Here is a 17,534-nt window from a genome sequence, read left to right on the forward strand (position 1 = left end):
TTTCATAGAATAAAATATAGAGGAAATTTAGTTTACACACTTGCAATAGTCCTCAAAATTCTCGCAATGAATCATCAAATCCTCGCAATCATATCCAAAACTCCCACAAAAACCTCCGCAATCGACATCAATAATTAAAGCAGTTAAAATTTTTCACTTATTTGTCGATATGAGAATTGAATCAAAAATATAGACATTTTTTGCATGTTTCCAATTATCCAAATGAATGACTCAAAATGATTAACACATGGTAGAATGTCAAGAAGGAAGGGTAGAGCTTGAGAAAAACAGTTTTCGTTATTTTGCTAGTTTTTGTTATTTTGCCATTGACGGTTAGTAATATCCAGGCAGCGCAGCCTTTTAAGGATGTAGGTTCAACACACCGTGCTCTGGTATCAATCAATTATTTGGCGGAAGGAGGAATTGTCTCAGGTAACGGTAACGGCCATTTTTTACCGGATAAAACGGTTACAAGAGCAGAAGCAGCAACCATGATTGGAAGAGCCGTTGGACTAGATGGTACAAAAAGAAATACACGTTTTCATGACGTTGGCAGTCAGTCCTTTGCATCGGGATATATTCAATCTGCAGTTGACGCAAAAATTATTTCTGGATACGTAGATGGTAGCTTTAAACCGAACAATCCAGTTACAAGAGGAGAAATGGCGTTACTTATAAGTAGAGCTTTTCATTACAATGCAACGAATACTGCCAGTGCTGCTGAAGCATTAATGAAGAGAGGAATAGCACAAGGAATTACACAGACTGATTTTGGTTATACATATAACATAAAACGTGCTGATTTTGCCGTTTTCTTAGCTCGGTCAATCAACTATAAACTGAGGATATCGCCACAAGTAAGCTTTAATATAGAAACGGAAGTAACAGCTAGTTCTTTGAATGTGCGAACAGGTCCATCAACCGCTTATGGAGCTGTTGGTAGTATTCCAAAAGGAACAAAGGTGCAAGGTTCTTATATTGTAGGAGAATGGATGTATATTCGTTCTTCCAAGTTAGAAGGTTTCGTTAATAGCAGTTATTTAAGTGGTACGGATACACCTAAGCCAGGAGAGAATAATGGTCAATCAGTAGCCTCACAAATGATCGTGATTGATCCTGGACACGGCGGACATGACCCAGGTGCTTCAGGTTTTGGGCTTAAAGAAAAAGATGTAGTTTTAGACACAAGTTTGAAGGTAAAAGCCTTATTAGATAAGACTCCTTTCAAACTCACGATGACGCGGGAAACCGATGTATATCCTACATTAGCCAAACGTGTAGAAATTGCAAAGGCGGCAAAAGGGAATATCTTTGTGAGTATACACGCAAATAAGTTTAATGGTGCTGCCAATGGCACTGAAACCTATTATTATTCGGCTGCTACTAATCCTTACGTAGCTGATAGTAAGCTATTGGCAACTAAGATTCAAAACCGATTGCTGGCTGCATGGAATTTGAGAAACAGAGACGTTAAGAAAGGAAATTTCCATGTTATTCGTGAAAATAATATGCCTGCTGTTTTAGTAGAAATGGGTTTTATTGATAATGAAAAAGATGTTGAAAAATTAAAATCACCAGAATGGCGGCAAAAAGCAGCAGAGGCGATTTTCTACGGGATTTTGGATTTCTATAAAGAAAAAGGTTTTAATGTAACTTCTTATTATAGTATAAAATGATTGAATGAAAACAGGAACAGGAAAAATCAACTTGAGGTTAGGCATGGCTCGGTAATGTACCGGACCATGCCTTTTTGATTTTTTTAGGAAATTATAGACTTTGTAGTTGCGTATAAGGCTTTTGATAGTGTATCTACGCCTGTCCTAAGTAGTCGAGGCTTAATAAACTTCATGGGCCAGTGATAAAAAAGCTAAGTGCAACCCCTTAGGTTTTTTTATCGTTTGTATGGCGATGATCAGTAAAGTATTTCTCTCCTTTTTCACTAATAAGTTATGTTCCTCAACTTCACGATAATGTAAGAATTTTCGTCACGAAATCGTAAGAAGTGATTGCTATACTTACTTTTAACAAGTGGTGATAGAAATTGGAGGAGAGTAGAAATGAGTATTTTAGCAACCAATAAGCTCAGAAAGATTTACGGAGAAGGAGATAGCGAAGTTCGGGCCCTTGATGGAGTTTCTATCAGCATAGACGAAGGGGAATTTGTGGCAATCATCGGAACGTCTGGAAGTGGGAAGTCGACATTATTAAATATGTTGGGCGGTCTTGATCGTCCTACTTCTGGTCATGTTATGTTCAGGAACAGGGACATTTATACAATGAAAGATGAGGAACTAACCATTTTTCGCCGACGTAACATTGGATTTGTCTTTCAAAATTATAATTTGGTTCCAATTCTCAATGTATATGAAAATATTGTTTTGCCTATCGAGCTTGATGGTGCGAACCCAGATAAACGCTTTATTAATGAAATTATCGAGACTCTAGGTCTTGAAAATAAGTTGACCGCAATGCCAAATAATCTTTCTGGAGGACAGCAACAAAGGGTGGCGATTGCAAGAGCTTTAGCAGCTAAACCGGCAATTATTCTTGCCGATGAGCCTACTGGTAATTTGGATAGTAAAACGAGTCTTGATGTATTATTGCTGATGCAAACGATAAGTCGGCGCTATCACCAAACGACAGTGATGATCACGCATGATGAAGAAATTGCCCAAATGGCAGAGCGAATGATTCGAATTGAAGACGGAAAAGTTGCCAAGGAGACGAAGGAGCATGCATAAAAATAATAATCAAACAGCAATTAAACGTCTTTCCAAACGCTCCATTCAAAAAAACCGAACAAGAAACATGTTTGCTGTTATGGCAATCATTTTAACTACTTATATGATTGCTACTGTATTTAGTATTGGCATAAGCTTTGCGAAGAATTATTCCACCATGACAATAAGAGCGGCTGGAACAACGGCTTCTATCTTTCTCGATCATCCTACAGAGGAACAATATTATAAAATTAAACAGCTTGACTATATAGAAGCGGCTGGAATTCAAGTGAAAGCTGGGACAATTGAGCAGTATAAAGAAGATAACGCAAATGTTGCGATTCCTATGATTTTCTATGATGAAAGTCAGTGGGAAAGTATGTATACTCCTGCCATTAGTCATATAAACGGAGACTTTCCTGTTCGGAAAAATGAAATGATGTTATCTGTAGAAGCATTGAGCCTGCTCGGAATAGAGAATCCTAAATTGGATATGACAATTCCTCTTTCCTATGTTACCCAAAATGGTGAAATGTCAGAGAGTTTTCGACTTTCTGGCTGGTTTACAAATTACAAAGACTATGGAAATGGTGGAGTAGGGATAGCTCTTGTCTCTCAACAATATATAAAAAACAGCGGCTTTACGTTGGAGGAGAATGGGATCTTATCGATTTCAACAAAAATAGGAGCACAGAAGGAAGAGGCTTATTCAAAAATAGAAAAAGATATAGCGTTAAAACCTGGACAAGAGCTTTATAGAGCTTTTGATACAAGTGAAGAAAGCTCAAATATTACAATGACCGCAATAGCAGTAATATGTTCAATCTCCCTTTTTATTGTATTAAGTGGCTATTTGCTTATTTACAATGTGGTCTACATATCTGTTGCAAAGGATATTCGCTTTTATGGAATGTTAAAAGTTATTGGTGCTTCGCCAAAACAAATTAGAAAGGTTGTACGTAATCAAGTATACCGTCTATCATTTGTCGCCATTCCGTTAGGGTTAGCTTTAAGCTTTATAACTTCTTTTGGTGTTGTGCCAATGGCGATGAAAATATTTCAGGATGACAGCATGTACAGTGCGATGCCAAATGATCTTTCTTTTCATCCGATTATTTTTGTTGGAACAGCCTTGTTTGCTTTTTTCACAATCTTTCTTAGTTGTCGTAAACCTGCAAAAATGGCTGGAAGTGTTTCACCAATAGAGGCGTTGCGGTATACAGGTGTTGTGAGCAAGAAAAAAAATAGAAGTTCTACAAAAGGTAGCAAACTTCATCGCATGGCACTTCATAATGTTTTTCGAGTGAAGAAAAGGGCATTTCTTGTATTTGCCTCTTTAACACTGGGAATTCTCACTTTGCTTAGCGTAAACGGCTTTCTGGATAGTTTGAAAGTGGAAAACTATCTTGATACTTACTACCCTGATGACTTTGTCTATCAAAGTACAGCAGTGGATAAAGAGGTATTTGATGATCATTTTTTAGCAAAGCTATCCAAAATGGACGAGATTTCAGAGATGGAGATCATTACATCTGTACGTTCAGGTGTTGTGTATGATGATGTGCTGTTAACGCCCATTTTAAAAGGAGTATATTATCATGATCCGTATTTTAAGGGACAGGAACAATTTACATCATATAAAGAATTTCTCTCACATGTAGAAAGTCTTGAGGATTATGGAACGAGACTGATTGCCGTTGGTGACGATTATGTCGAATCTTATAACAAGACCCATCATCAGCAAATAGATTTAAGGGCATTCAAAAAAGGAGAAACGGTCATCATTAGCAATTCCATGAACTATGAAAATATGGAAAATATGATTGGAAAAAAAGTTGTTTTAAAAGAAAAGGATACGAACAAAGAAACTTCGGTTATGATTGGTGGAGTTTTTAATTCGAAAGAAAGTGAATACGAGCTCTATTCTTATAGGTTTGGTGAAATACCAGCTATCTATGTTAGTGAGACGTTTATGAATAAATTTACCAATAATGCCACAGCATTTTTTATAAAAATGAATGTTGATGATTCAAGAGAACCAGCTGTGAAAAACAGGTTAAAAAATATAAATACACAAGTTTCGTCTGGAGAATATGTATTTGAAGCTAAATCCGACGTGACAGCCGCTTTTGATTCAACGATAACGAGCATGAATATATTAGCAGATAGTATCTCGATACTTCTTATTTTCATTGGATTGTTAAACTTTGTTAATGTTATGGTAACAGGTGTGCATAGTCGACTTAAGGAATTGGCTGTATTGGAGAGTATTGGAATGACCAAGAAACAAGTTCATCGAATGCTTACTTACGAAGGCTTCTATTATGCGTTCATTACATTGATAATAATGATGACACTTGGGAATGCAGTGATTTATGCAATGTCTGTTGTCACTCCAAAAATTGCTGATTATGCTACTTTTGACTATCCTTTCATTCTGATGAGTACATTGATTGTAATCATTTTTATGATTTGTCTGCTAGTACCGAATATTATTTACAGGCTAATTGTAAAAGATAGCGTCACCGAAAGACTTCGTGAAACGGAAACTAACTAGCGAGAAACTTAGGATATATATAAATCGTCCTAATATGATAGAGAAGTCTTTCTCACTATACGATTTAAGGTAGGTGAAAATCATGGCAACGATTCTTCTATTAGAAGATGACAGGCTCTTAAACAGAGGAATTCAACTTGCATTAGAAAAGGACAAGCATGAAGTAGTTGTCGCTTATAATTTTTTTGAAGGGGTTGAAAATTACTCAAAACAACATTTTGACCTATTTTTATTAGATATATGTTTACCTGATGGCAATGGTTTAATGTTCTGTAAAAAAATCCGTGAAAACAGTAGCTGTCCTATTATTTTCTTAACAGCCAATGATACGGAGCGAGATATGTTAGAGGGGTTTCATGCTGGGTGTGATGATTATATGGCTAAACCATTTTCCATTGAGGTGCTCAGGCATAAAGTAAAGGCTATTCTCCGGTGCTTTCAAAACAATAACGAGGAACAGAAACGATTCCAATACAAGGATTTAGAGGTTAACTTTGAGCGTATGCTTGTCAAAAAAAATAAGGTAGAGTGTAAATTAACAGCAAAAGAGTATAAATTACTTGAATACATGATTATAAATAGAGGTAAGGTTCTAACTCGTTCTATGCTTTTAGAACGAGTTTGGGACGTTGATGGGGATTATATTGATGAGAATACGTTAAGTGTTCATATTCGTCGTTTGCGACAAAAACTGGAGGACGATGTGAAAAATCCTCGATATATTATTACTGTATTTGGTATTGGTTATACCTTCGGAGCGTAATGATGAAAAAAACAGAACAATTACGAAAAGGGATCTATCTAATTTCCATTGTCATTGCGTTGGCGATTCCGATTATTGCATGGTTAATCAATGAAAGAGCATCAATCATTTTTTTATGTGGGGTAGGAACCTTTACATTGTTTTTGGCATTAATATTTATGGATAACCTCTATAAATCTCATATAGACAGGATGCTCATTGACCTTTCAAATCTTATTGATAGAATGATTGACTTAGAAGAGCGGCAAGTTTTTTCAGATGTAGAAGATACCTTGCTTTCAAAGCTACAATATCAGGTGATCAAACTAAGCGGTATCTTAAGAGCGCAAAATAAGGCAATGAATCAGGAAAAAAACGAAATCAAATCCCTGATTTCGGATATTTCGCATCAAATAAAAACACCCGTTGCCTCTTTAAAAATGTTTAGTGATTTGTTGCAGGAGCCGAATTTAACAGCAGAGCAGCATCGAGAGTATTATCAAATGTATAGTCAATCACTTGAAAGACTTGCCTTTTTAGTAGATAACTTGATAAAAATGTCCCGCCTTGAAGGTGGAATTATTGAATTAAAGATGCAGATGGAAAGTGTAAATGATGTTATTCTTCAGGCGGTAAAACAAGTATATGAGAAAGCAAAGAAAAAAAATATTGATCTTTTATTTGAAGAGAATAAAGAAACGATGATTATTTTGGATAAAAAGTGGACCATTGAGGCCATTTTTAATGTATTGGATAACGCTGTGAAATATACTCATGCGGGAGGCAAGGTCGCTATTTCGGTGATGAGCTATGAATTTTTTGTTCGCATAGACATTTCTGATAATGGCATAGGCATTAGGGAGCAAGAACTAGCAAAAATTTTCAAGCGGTTTTATCGCGGGCAAAATACAGTTGATGTGGAAGGGATAGGAATTGGTCTTTATATTTCTCGGAAAATTATTACCGAACAAGGTGGTTATATAAAAGTACAATCTTGTAAAAATGGCAGTATTTTTTCGGTGTTCTTACCTCTAAATAGATAAGCATGTATAATGAAGAGATAGAATGTACATGCTTATCTCCAGTAATTATTATGCTTATATTTTTAAATTTGATCATGTCCAAAACGAATACTTGAATTTTTCTTACTCTTCATTTTATACAGATTGAAAGAGCAGTGGGAAAAGAGGTAATAAGTAATTTAAGAGTACTGTTAGTAGAGTGTATTTTGTAAAAATGTGAGAGTTGGTGAGGAATATGGAAGTTTTTTTAAAAAGATTATCCCAACATAGAGATAAATTAAGTCAATTAGAAAAACAGGTGATGGAATATATTTTGGAGAATCCTGAACGTATTGCTCATTCCAATTTAAAGGACTTATCCAGGGAATTATTTGTCTCTACTGCAACGATTAGCAGAACATGCAAGCAGCTCGGATATGATGGATTTCAAGATCTTAAATATACATTAAGTAAATATATGACTCGGGAGAGGGAAGAAGAAATGACTACTTCTCCTAATGGTTTATCCTCTCATATTCACCGAGTAAAAAAGGAATTGGAATTAACATTACAGCAAATTGATGAAAAACAGATGATGAAAGCAGCCCAGTATATAAAAGAAAGTAATTATGTAGAATTTTTTGGGGTGGGTGCGTCTCTGCCAGTTTGTGTTGATGCAGCAAGGAAGCTTACATTTTCAGGGAAAATATGCAATGCACGTGAGGATTGGGATGAACTTCGAAGTGTTGCTAATAGTATGGGAGAGAATGATTTAGCGATTTTGGTTTCGTATAGCGGAGAGACGTTACATATTTTAGAGTTTTCCAATATTTTAAAAGAAAGAAAGGTCAAAACAATTGCATTAGTAGGTAGAAAAAATAGTCGCTTAAAGGAGGAAGTGGACCTAACTTTCCATGCTTATATTACGAGCTGTTATGATGGAGAGCTCGATATGAGTTCAAGATTTCCATTGGCCGTCCTTTTAGATTTCATTATCCTTACCTATTTAAACAAGCTTTGATCAAGCTAACATTTTTTACTTTGTGATATGCACTCCTTTTCACTTAAGAAAAAGACTTAATGTAAGCGCTGTACAAAAAATGTATCGCCGTACAATCATCTTGAAAACGCTTGCTGTAGCCTGTAGCGGGAGTTATTCTAGCGATAGAGTATGGAGATAAAGGAGATGCAGATATGGGAAAGGACAGAAGTGTAAGGTCAAAGTTTTGGGAGTTTTTTCAGGGACTAGGCAAAACGTTCATGCTGCCAGTAGCATTGCTAGCTTTCATGGGGTTAATGCTAGGGATTGGCAGTTCGTTTACGAGTTCTTCAACCATTGAAACAATACCGTTTTTAGGAAATTCTGTTTTACAAACGATTTTTAGCTTTTTGTCGACAATCGGCGGATTTGCATTTACGTATTTACCCGTTTTATTTGCTATGGCTATCCCGTTAGGGCTTGTTCGTTATGAAAAAGGAGTTGCTGCTTTTTCTGGATTTGTCGGATTCGTTATTATGCATTTATCGATTAATTTTTATTTAACCGAAACAAATCAATTAGCAGAGGCAGATAAATTACGAGAAGCCGGTCAAGGAATGGTAATGGGCATTCAAACATTAGAAATGGGTGTTCTTGGCGGCATTATTGTCGGAATTATTGTTTATTTATTGCACAATCGTTTTTATGATATTCAATTGCCTAACTCATTTGCTTTCTTTGGCGGGGCTCGTTTTGTCCCCATTATTACAGCATTCACATTAGCGATAGTCGGAATCGTATTACCGATGATTTGGCCAATTTTCGCCATGGCTATCACTGGAATTGGAAATACGATTCAAAAGGCGGGCGTATTCGGGCCATTTTTGTTTGGTGCAGGGGAACGTTTACTACTTCCATTTGGGCTCCATCATATACTTGTTGCCATGATTCGCTTTACAGAGGCAGGGGGTACACAAATTGTTGATGGTCAAACGATTTCTGGAGCATTAAATATTTTTTATGCACAACTGCAAAGCGGTGCTCCTATTAGTCCATCAGCAACAGCATTTCTCTCTCAAGGAAAAATGCCAACCTTTATGTTCGGACTGCCAGCAGTTGCTCTAGCAATCTATCATACTGCACGTCCTGAAAACCGCAAAAAAATTAAAGGTTTATTAATCTCTGGTTTTATTGCTACATTTGTGACAGGGATTACGGAGCCAATTGAGTTTTTATTCTTATTTATTGCTCCAGTATTATATGGAATTCATGTCATCTTGACAGGACTAGGCTTTATGGTCATGGCTCTGCTTGGTGTTGTGATTGGCAATACAGATGGCGGTATTTTAGATTTCCTTATTTTTGGAGTGTTACAAGGAATGGATACGAAATGGTATCTTGTTCTAGTTGTTGGTGTGATTTGGTTTGCAATCTATTATATCGTTTTCCGCTATGCTATTTTGAAATTCAATTTAAAAACACCAGGTCGTGAGGAAATTGCTGAAGATGTGAGCACGAAAGAGGTAGCTTATAAGAAAAATGGAAAATATGACGTCGAGCGTATTTTAGCAGCCTTAGGAGGAAAAGAGAACCTCGATTCACTTGATAATTGTGTGACACGTTTACGTATAGTGGTTGATGATATGAACAAAGTCAATCAAGAAGAGTTAAAAAGCTGCGGCGCACTTGGAGTAGTGGTTCTTGATGAACACAATGTACAGGTCATTATTGGAACGCAAGTAGCAGCAGTGAAAACGGAGCTTGAAAAAATGATTTAAAAGAATAGCGGAAACGGTTTGTTTTGCATGTTAGAGAAGGAAAAATGAAAAGTCATAATTCCTCCTTTATAATAGCAAGCTTACCGTTAGAGCTAGAACAACGAGGTTAGAACAATGACATTTTCTTTTGATCAAGTGATAAATAGAGTAGGATCTTACTGTACACAATGGGATTACATCGAGGATAGGTTTGGAGAAAAAGATCTGTTGCCATTTTCTATCTCGGATACAGATTTTAAATGCCCGGAAAATATGCTTCAAGCGCTGCATAAGCGCTTGAAGCATGGGATTTTTGGCTATACTAGATGGAATCATGATGATTTTAAAGGGGCAATTGCGGCATGGTATAGCGAAAGATTTTTAACTGAAATCGAAAAAAAATGGATTGTTTACAGTCCGACAGTCATTTATACCATTTCTAAAATGATTGAATTGCTAACAGATGAAGGAGATTACGTTATCACGCAAACACCTGCATACGATGCCTTTTTCAAAGTAGTTAAAGATAATAAGCGAATTTTGTCTGCGAATAAATTAAAACAGCATAACGGCAAGTATGAGATTGATTTTGAGGACTTGGAAGAGAAACTATCGCATGCAAAAGCGAAAGTATTGCTTTTATGCAGCCCCCATAATCCAACAGGTCGTGTGTGGACAAAACAAGAATTAGAACTAGTAATGGCATTGTGCAAAAAGCATAAAGTATTTATAATTTCCGATGAAATTCATATGGATATTGTGCGCAAGCCTTATCACCATATCCCGATCCTGAATGGAGGACAGGACTTAGAAAACATCTGTATTTGTACATCGGCAAGCAAAACTTTTAATACTCCAGGATTAGGTGGTTCATATGCATTAATTCCTAATTTAAGGCTGAGGGAGAAATTTTTGCTAACTTTAAAAAATAAAGATGGTCTCTCTTCAGCAAGTACTTTAGGTGCTCTTGGAATCATGACTGGATACAATGAATGCGCCTCATGGGTGGATGAGTTAAATGGATATATTGAAGGAAACATGATCGTGATCAAAGAGTATTTAGAGGAATATTTACCGCAGGCATCTTTCCATATTCCTGAAGCAACCTACTTAGCATGGATTGACATGACGAATTTCTCATATACAAATGAAGAACTGCAAGAAGCTCTTGTGCATCATGGTAAAGTTGCTATTATGTCTGGTGAAACTTATGGGGAAGGTGGAAAGGGCTATTTGCGCATGAATGTTGGCTGTCCCCGTTCAAAAGTAATCGAAGGATTAAAGAGGTTGCGAAATACGATCGAGTATTTAGAAAGCAGAAGTTGAATGTTACGAGAGACGCCCACTGTAGAATAAATGCAAGAGCATCCATTAGGCTGCTCTTTTTTGTTGCGTTTAGAAATGGTCGATCTCGTTGCTGTCGCAAAACCGCTGCCTTCGCATATTTACGTCCGGCGCAGAAGTAGATTAAATATTTAATCCCGTTTGTACGGCAATGTGCATGCCAAAAAGCGCACGCAAAGGGACAGTTTAAATTGTGGAGAATCTCTCTCTGGGCTTTTCTGCTTCTGTGTTCATTTGAGTTCCATCGTCCTCAACAGCCTTATAATTCAGTGAGGAAGTCGGATAAATTTGAAAGCGAGCGCTAATCTGGTCGGGGACCGAAACGGAACTCAGGATCATTTTGCAATCTTATGGAGCGCTTTAGGTTGACAGGAGCTTATTATTTTGAAATAAAATGAGTGTATTGAATCCATTTCATAAAGCTCCCTATAAAGGGCTGCCATATCATGCTTCGTTTTTTTAATTCATTTTACTAAAATCGATTCACTCTAAAAAAGTGCTTATTATTTTGTGGGTAGTGAACTACTTAGATGTTTAGGTTTCTTATAGGTGGAATGGCCACGCAATCGCTCTTGACAAACACGCCAATGGTTTGTGTGTGGGGTAACAAGGGCAAAGGGGGCAAAAAGAAGGCATACCAAATAGCTCTTGGTTATTTCCATTTTAAACCATTGGCAAGCTCAGTTTGTCAAGAGTTCGCTCCGCCGATTGCTGAACAGCTCAAAAACTCAAGGGCTCTGCTAAACAAAAAGTGAGGCAAACCTCTGTTGGATAATCCATTGTTGAGCGAACTCAATGAGTTTTGTCCATCGGGCTGGGTATGGTTGGCAAGGCTGATAACTCTGGATGAACAACAGGTACTTTCCCTTCTAGGGATGCATGAGGACAAAGAAAGCCAAAAATAAACAAAGTGTTTCCTCATAAAGGGTTCATGGGGACAAGGAAAGCTGAAAAAAAGCAAAGCGTGTCCTCATAGAGGTTCATGGGGACAAAGAACGCTGAAAAAAAGCAAAGTGTGTCCCCATAGAGGGTTCATGAGGACAAAGAAAGCCAAAAATAAACAAAGCGTGTCCTCATAAAGGGTTCATGGGGACAAAGAAAGCCAAAAATAAACAAAGCGTGTCCTCATAAAGGGTCCATGGGGACAAAGAAAGCCAAACCAAAGCAAAGTGTGTCCTCATAGAGGGTTCATAAGGACAAAGAAAGCTGAAAAAAAGCAAAGCGTGTCCTCATAGAGAGTTCATGAGGACAAAGAACGTTAAAAAAAAGCAAAGTGTGTCCTCATAAAGGGTCCATGGGGACAAAGAAAGCTAAAAATAAACAAAGCGTGTCCTCATAAAGGGTTCATGGGGACAAAGAAAGCTAAAAATAAACAAAGCGTGTCCTCATAAAGGGTTCATGGGGACAAAGAAAGCCAAAAAAAAAGCAAAGTGTGTCCCCATAGAGGGTTCATGGGGACAAAGAAAGCTGAAAAAAAGCAAAGCGTGTCCTCATAGAGGTTCATGGGGACAAAGAACGCTGAAAAAAAGCAAACCTTGTCCTCATAGGGGGTCATGAGGACAAAGAAAGCCAAAAATAAACAAAGCGTGTCCTCATAAAGGGTTCATGGGGACGAAGAAGGCCAAAAAAGCAAAGTGTGTCCTCAAAAAGGGTTCATGAGGACAAAGAATAGCCAGAATAGAGCAACCGTGTCCTCATTCGGTGATCAAAATATTAGAAGGGAATTTATTTTTACCCCTGACGGCGCCAAAGTAATTGTGATTTAGCATTTGATGAGAGAAGCTATGGTCAAAATGGGAATATTCCAGTTAAAAGCTTGAGGGTCTTTTTAAAACTGTTTTTTCTCCTTTGAGGACAGGGCATTTAACTTCCTTTGAATAGTAAGAACAGGCATTTTTTTAAATATGTGAAAATCTTCTCGCTCCTTGATCTTATCAAGCGTTTTGGCACAGTGAGGGCTTTAAAATAGCCACTTTAGAAAAACAGTTCTTATCCCTGAAAAGACAGGCACACCTTACATTGAAATTGTCCTTTGGCTCCATTATTGGCATAAAGAAAGTCCGATGGAGCACCACACTGGGGCAGACCATGGATTTTGAGACCCTTATTTTTGTATTTCTATGTCTTCGAACTGGTTTCAATGGTTTGCTCCGCGAGAAGTCAAGTTTTTCGGGGACGACAATGACGGGAAGTTCGTCTACCTGAAGCTTTCGAAAAGGTTTATTTACGGGAGTTTCTACGGATTTATCGAACATACTCTTCCCCACAAGAAGGGTAAGCAATGTTCGAATGCTTTGTTCTTGATAGTTTATAAAAGTTAATAGATAGGTTATAATTTGAGGGTACAACTTGTCACTTCCTATTTTAGGGATTTTGGTGTCGTGTGGTAACCTCATCAAACCTTAGAATTCAGAAGATGGCAATTTTTTTTGTTTACAAAGCCCTCTAACTAGGTCATTTATAACCTATTTCTTATAAAAGTTTTGATAATACGATTTTTTGGAGGGAGGTGGAAAAATGATCTATGTTGGACTAACTGGCTGGGGAGACCATGATAGCCTTTATGAGCTTGAAGCATCGAAGAAAAATAAATTGGCCATCTATGCTTCATATTTTCCAACAGTGGAAGTAGATTCAAGTTTTTATGCGGTTCAGCCACTAAAAAATGCTCAAAAATGGGTGGAGGAGACTCCGGCGAGTTTTCAATTTATCGTCAAGGCGTATCAAGGAATGACGGGGCACCAGCGGGGGGAAATTCCTTTCAACAGTAAAAAGGAGATGTTTCAAGCTTTTAAAGATTCTCTTACTCCTTATATAGAGGCCGGCAAGCTTGCTATGGTATTGTTTCAATTTCCTCCTTGGTTTGACTGTAAAAAAGAGAACGTGCAATACTTGAGATGGTGCAGGCAAGAAATGGGTGATATTCCGTCTGCGTTAGAATTCAGACATCAATCTTGGTTTTGGCCGGCTTATTATGAGCGCACACTTCAATTCATGGAACAAGAGCAATGGATCCATAGCATTTGTGATGAACCACAAGCTGGTGAGGGCTCAATACCGATCGTTTTAAAAACGACAAGAAAAGATAAGGTACTTGTCAGATTTCATGGTAGAAATATACATGGCTGGCAGAAGCGAACAGATGTCAATTGGAGAGAGGTTCGCTATCTGTATCGTTATAATGAAGAGGAATTGCGGGAATGGGTTAATCGCTTAAAGATGCTGCAAAATGAATGTCGAAACGTATATGTTGTTTTCAATAATAACTCTGGGGGAGATGCTGCAGATAATGGCAAAGAGTTGATTGAGTTAATGAAAATTGAATATGAAAATCTTGCACCAAGACAGTTAGATTTATTTTAACATTACTCTGGGAGTTATCGATTGATTTATTATCAATAGGGCAAGTACCAGGTACGATCGGCTCTTTTGGCGGGTTAGGCGGCGGAGGGAGTGAGCATCGTCCCAGCATTGTTAGTTTTTTTAGTACATATACAGACTATTTCTCTTTAATTATATGTGGGCATATCAATTGGCAATATGCGCTTCTTTAATTCCTGATAGTTGGTTCGGACCATTATGAATTTGAATGGCCAGCAAAACGGTTGTACATATTCTTAGATTCATCTTAAATTTAATCGGCTTCCCGTTAATCTATCAAGGATTTACAGAAAACGGGAGCCTAATATTTTACACGCTTTTCCTACTCCTTGCATAGATTATGAAAGAGAGGAAGGGAGCGTTGAAAATGATTGATTTATCACCGATTAAAATTGGAGATCATACATTTTTAAGCGTGTCTGTTGTTCTACCTAAAACCAATTTGCTTGTTGTAACGAGTGATAAAGGCTATATTATGTGCGGTGCATTGGACGTTGCGTTATTAAATGAAAAGCTTAAGGATAGGAAAGTAATTGCTGGTCGTGCGGTCGGAGTGAAAACGATCGAGCAGCTACTAGAAGCCCCGCTTGAATCGGTTACTTATGAAGCGGAAGCACTAGGTATTCGCAAAGGTATGATCGGAAAAGATGCATTATTAAAAATGGTGTAATGATTTTTTTAAAACCCATGATTAAGGACGCCATATCAAAATGTCAGCGGTTGGCAGAGAGTACTAGCATCCGATTGTCAACAGATAAAAACCATCCGTTCATGAGCAGGATGATTTTTACCATTTCTCACACATTTTGACAAATTACGTGAAAAAACAGTGCTATAGTCTGATGAGCGACTATAAATGAAAGGATATGGTAGAATAAAGGCAAACAAAAAAAGTACCAGAAATGGAGTTTGACATGAGATATGTAGCAACAACGTCTGTGGAACCTGGGGCCATCCTTGCGCGATCCATATATAATGACAAAGGGCAGATTCTATTAAGCGAAGGTGTTCAGTTGCAAGAAAGCCTGATCCAGCGGTTATTAGATATCGGGATTCCATATATTTATGTAAAAGATGCACAGACAGGTGATATTGATTATAAAGACGTTATTCCAAGAGAGTTAAAAACAAAAGCGATTTCGTCCATTCAAGAAACATTTCAGCAAATAAGAGCAGTAAAAACTTTACCTGGTTCAGTTGTGATTGAAAAAGCTTCACAAATCTTGACAGGTATTATTCGTGAATTATATGCCCAAATTGAGAATGATGAAAACCTATTGTCACTGTTATCTGATGTCTACACTTATGATGATTATATTTTTACCCACTCCTTTAATGTAACATTATATTCCTTAGCTATTGGGAAGGAGCTCGGTTTATCAACGAAAGACCTTGAAGTTCTTGGGTTGGGAGCAATTTTACACGATGTTGGAAAAATGAAAATACCAACAGAGGTTTTGTTTAAGCCAGGAAAGTTAACAGCGGAGGAATTTAAACAAATTAAGAAGCACGCCGAAGATGGCTTTGATATGTTGCGCAATGTTAAAACCGTCTCATTATTAGTCGCCCACTGTGCTTATCAGCACCACGAAAGACTAAATGGCTCCGGCTATCCCCGTGGAATAAAAGCCGATGAAATTCATCTTTATGCTAAGATTATTGCAGTGGCAGATGTGTTTGATGCCGTTACATCCGATCGTATTTATCGAGGGGCGATGCTTCCACATAATGGATTGGAGATTCTATTTGCTGGAGCTGGCACCCTTTTTGATGAAGAAATCGTGAAGGCATTTCGCCGTTCTATTGCCATTTATCCAGTCGGACTAACGGTAACACTAAGTGATGGTCGCATAGGGGTTGTAGCGAAACAGAACGCCCATGTTAGTGATCGTCCAATTATAAGAATCATTGAAGAACAGGGAAGAAGCGTTTCACCTTATGAAATCAATCTGGAAGATGAGCTCTCGTTAGTCATTACAGGCTGTGATACAACATTTCATGTAAAAGATTCAGCAAATTGAGATAGTCCTTCTTTTTACAGCATACATATAGCTTGTAAAGGGGGGATTTTTTTTGGCTAAGTTTCGCGGTCGGCTACCCCGAAGAGGTCCGTTGCCGTTCAAATATGTGCTCCTTCTAACGGTTGTTTTTTTTACTATTTCAACAGTAGCGGGGCTGTGGATCATTAATAAAGGATTGAAGCCAACGCTTATGTCTTATGCAGAATCGCAAACAAGGCAGATTGCTTCACTGATTATTAATGAAGCGTTGTTGGAAAGATCCGTTGTCGATATTAATGATGTTATTACAAAAGACACGGAGACGTCTCTTACGAATTTTGATACGGCGAAAATTTATTCGATGTTACGAGATACGACTCGCTTAATTTTGAATAATATTAAAAAAGCGGAGGAAGGAGATTTAGAAGAGCTGCAGAGGATTTCAGAATTTGAATTTGAACAAGTTGAAACGAGTAATGGCAAAGGTATTGTTTACTACGTACCATTAGGGCAAGCGACAAATAATGCTCTGTTAGGGAATTTGGGTCCACGAATCCCTATCCAATTTACGGCAATTGGTGATATGGAATCCAATATTGAAACAGAATTTAAGGAAGTCGGAATCAATAATGTTTATATTGAAGTGATTATAAGGTTGAAGGTTAATGTTCAAGTCATCATCCCGTTTGCTACCGAAGTGGCAACATTAGAACAACGGATTCCGATTGCGTTAGGAATTTTAGAAGGAGACGTACCGCTGTATTATAATAATGGTGGGCAAGGTGCTCTTCCTTCCATAGAATTACCAGTAGACGAGTAAGGGATGGAATGTTATATTAGAAACATAATTTCATAAACCTTATCATTTCGGTGGGGTAGAGGTGCATAATTTAAGAGTAGGCTATGTGAGGATGACAACGTTGAGCATAGGTGAAAGGAGATTGTGCCGAAGTAATATGACGTGTCACCGTTTTATTACTGGGGTTACTTTGAATAAGGGTAACACTGTCATTATGGGATATCCATAATGGGGAGCTACAGGTCGGATGGAGA

The 17,534-nt window shown here is 37.6% G+C and carries 12 protein-coding genes, 2 pseudogenes and 1 riboswitch; of the genes and pseudogenes, 13 read left to right on the top strand and 1 reads right to left on the bottom strand.

Translation table 11 applies throughout. The annotated features are described in order from the left end of the window. Positions 1-278 precede the first annotated feature (278 nt). From NST02_RS06355 to NST02_RS06390, 8 genes are all read left to right on the top strand, one after another. Positions 279-1,676, top strand: a complete 1,398-nt coding sequence (locus NST02_RS06355) for an N-acetylmuramoyl-L-alanine amidase (RefSeq protein WP_095311412.1) — start codon at positions 279-281, stop codon at positions 1,674-1,676. 381 nt (positions 1,677-2,057) lie between these two features. Beyond that, positions 2,058-2,741: an ABC transporter ATP-binding protein gene (locus tag NST02_RS06360; RefSeq protein ID WP_095311410.1), complete on the top strand. Its 684-nt coding sequence runs from the start codon at positions 2,058-2,060 to the stop codon at positions 2,739-2,741. Beyond that, complete coding sequence (locus tag NST02_RS06365) at positions 2,734-5,277, top strand: ABC transporter permease (protein WP_340948481.1); 2,544 nt, start codon at positions 2,734-2,736, stop codon at positions 5,275-5,277. The genes NST02_RS06360 and NST02_RS06365 overlap by 8 nt, the downstream gene beginning before the upstream one ends. 82 nt (positions 5,278-5,359) lie before the next feature. Further along, a complete protein-coding gene (locus NST02_RS06370) occupies positions 5,360-6,040 on the top strand; it encodes a response regulator transcription factor (protein WP_095311406.1) in 681 nt (226 codons plus the stop codon). Then, positions 6,040-7,062, top strand: coding sequence for a sensor histidine kinase (locus tag NST02_RS06375; RefSeq protein ID WP_340948483.1), 1,023 nt, complete (start codon positions 6,040-6,042; stop codon positions 7,060-7,062). The genes NST02_RS06370 and NST02_RS06375 overlap by 1 nt, the downstream gene beginning before the upstream one ends. Positions 7,063-7,276: 214 nt before the next feature. Further along, the gene (locus tag NST02_RS06380; RefSeq protein WP_095311401.1) at positions 7,277-8,041 is read left to right on the top strand and encodes a MurR/RpiR family transcriptional regulator; all 765 of its coding nucleotides are present in this window, start codon (positions 7,277-7,279) and stop codon (positions 8,039-8,041) included. Between the two features lie 173 nt (positions 8,042-8,214). Beyond that, complete coding sequence (gene malX / locus NST02_RS06385; protein ID WP_095311399.1) at positions 8,215-9,777, top strand: maltose/glucose-specific PTS transporter subunit IIBC; 1,563 nt, start codon at positions 8,215-8,217, stop codon at positions 9,775-9,777. Positions 9,778-9,891: 114 nt separating this feature from the next. Then, positions 9,892-11,082, top strand: coding sequence for a MalY/PatB family protein (locus NST02_RS06390; RefSeq protein ID WP_095311397.1), 1,191 nt, complete (start codon positions 9,892-9,894; stop codon positions 11,080-11,082). Between the two features lie 758 nt (positions 11,083-11,840). Here NST02_RS06390 and NST02_RS23760 read toward each other — a convergent pair. Beyond that, positions 11,841-12,012 (bottom strand): annotated as a pseudogene (locus NST02_RS23760) (DDE-type integrase/transposase/recombinase); the annotation flags it as partial. Between the two features lie 776 nt (positions 12,013-12,788). On the opposite strand from NST02_RS23760, the pseudogene NST02_RS23765 reads away from it, so the two are divergent. The 5 genes and pseudogenes from NST02_RS23765 to yunB form a co-directional block, all read left to right on the top strand. Further along, positions 12,789-12,907: pseudogene (locus tag NST02_RS23765) on the top strand (short chain dehydrogenase); the annotation flags it as partial. 710 nt (positions 12,908-13,617) lie between these two features. Next, positions 13,618-14,463 carry a DUF72 domain-containing protein gene (locus tag NST02_RS06395; RefSeq protein ID WP_340948486.1) on the top strand — a complete coding sequence of 282 codons (846 nt, stop codon included), beginning with the start codon at positions 13,618-13,620 and terminating at the stop codon, positions 14,461-14,463. Positions 14,464-14,848: 385 nt separating this feature from the next. Continuing rightward, positions 14,849-15,151 carry a YunC family protein gene (locus NST02_RS06400; protein WP_340948487.1) on the top strand — a complete coding sequence of 101 codons (303 nt, stop codon included), beginning with the start codon at positions 14,849-14,851 and terminating at the stop codon, positions 15,149-15,151. A 244-nt stretch (positions 15,152-15,395) separates the two neighbouring features. Further along, positions 15,396-16,502, top strand: a complete 1,107-nt coding sequence (locus NST02_RS06405; protein ID WP_212933617.1) for an HD-GYP domain-containing protein — start codon at positions 15,396-15,398, stop codon at positions 16,500-16,502. Between the two features lie 52 nt (positions 16,503-16,554). Continuing rightward, positions 16,555-17,301: a sporulation protein YunB gene (gene yunB, locus NST02_RS06410; protein ID WP_095311374.1), complete on the top strand. Its 747-nt coding sequence runs from the start codon at positions 16,555-16,557 to the stop codon at positions 17,299-17,301. A 48-nt stretch (positions 17,302-17,349) separates the two neighbouring features. Next, positions 17,350-17,527: riboswitch (Lysine riboswitch) on the top strand. Positions 17,528-17,534 lie beyond the last annotated feature (7 nt).

Source organism: Robertmurraya sp. FSL W8-0741 (assembly GCF_038004005.1).
GTDB classification, from domain to species: Bacteria; Bacillota; Bacilli; order Bacillales; family Cytobacillaceae; genus Robertmurraya; species Robertmurraya siralis.

Coding starts and splice junctions, on each gene's coding strand:
- NST02_RS06390 (WP_095311397.1), top strand. CDS start 9,892: ATGACATTTTCTTTTGATCAAGTGATAAATAGAGTAGGATCTTACTGT.
- NST02_RS06360 (WP_095311410.1), top strand. CDS start 2,058: ATGAGTATTTTAGCAACCAATAAGCTCAGAAAGATTTACGGAGAAGGA.
- malX (WP_095311399.1), top strand. CDS start 8,215: ATGGGAAAGGACAGAAGTGTAAGGTCAAAGTTTTGGGAGTTTTTTCAG.
- NST02_RS06370 (WP_095311406.1), top strand. CDS start 5,360: ATGGCAACGATTCTTCTATTAGAAGATGACAGGCTCTTAAACAGAGGA.
- NST02_RS06375 (WP_340948483.1), top strand. CDS start 6,040: ATGATGAAAAAAACAGAACAATTACGAAAAGGGATCTATCTAATTTCC.
- NST02_RS06405 (WP_212933617.1), top strand. CDS start 15,396: ATGAGATATGTAGCAACAACGTCTGTGGAACCTGGGGCCATCCTTGCG.
- NST02_RS06395 (WP_340948486.1), top strand. CDS start 13,618: ATGATCTATGTTGGACTAACTGGCTGGGGAGACCATGATAGCCTTTAT.
- NST02_RS06400 (WP_340948487.1), top strand. CDS start 14,849: ATGATTGATTTATCACCGATTAAAATTGGAGATCATACATTTTTAAGC.
- NST02_RS06380 (WP_095311401.1), top strand. CDS start 7,277: ATGGAAGTTTTTTTAAAAAGATTATCCCAACATAGAGATAAATTAAGT.
- NST02_RS06365 (WP_340948481.1), top strand. CDS start 2,734: ATGCATAAAAATAATAATCAAACAGCAATTAAACGTCTTTCCAAACGC.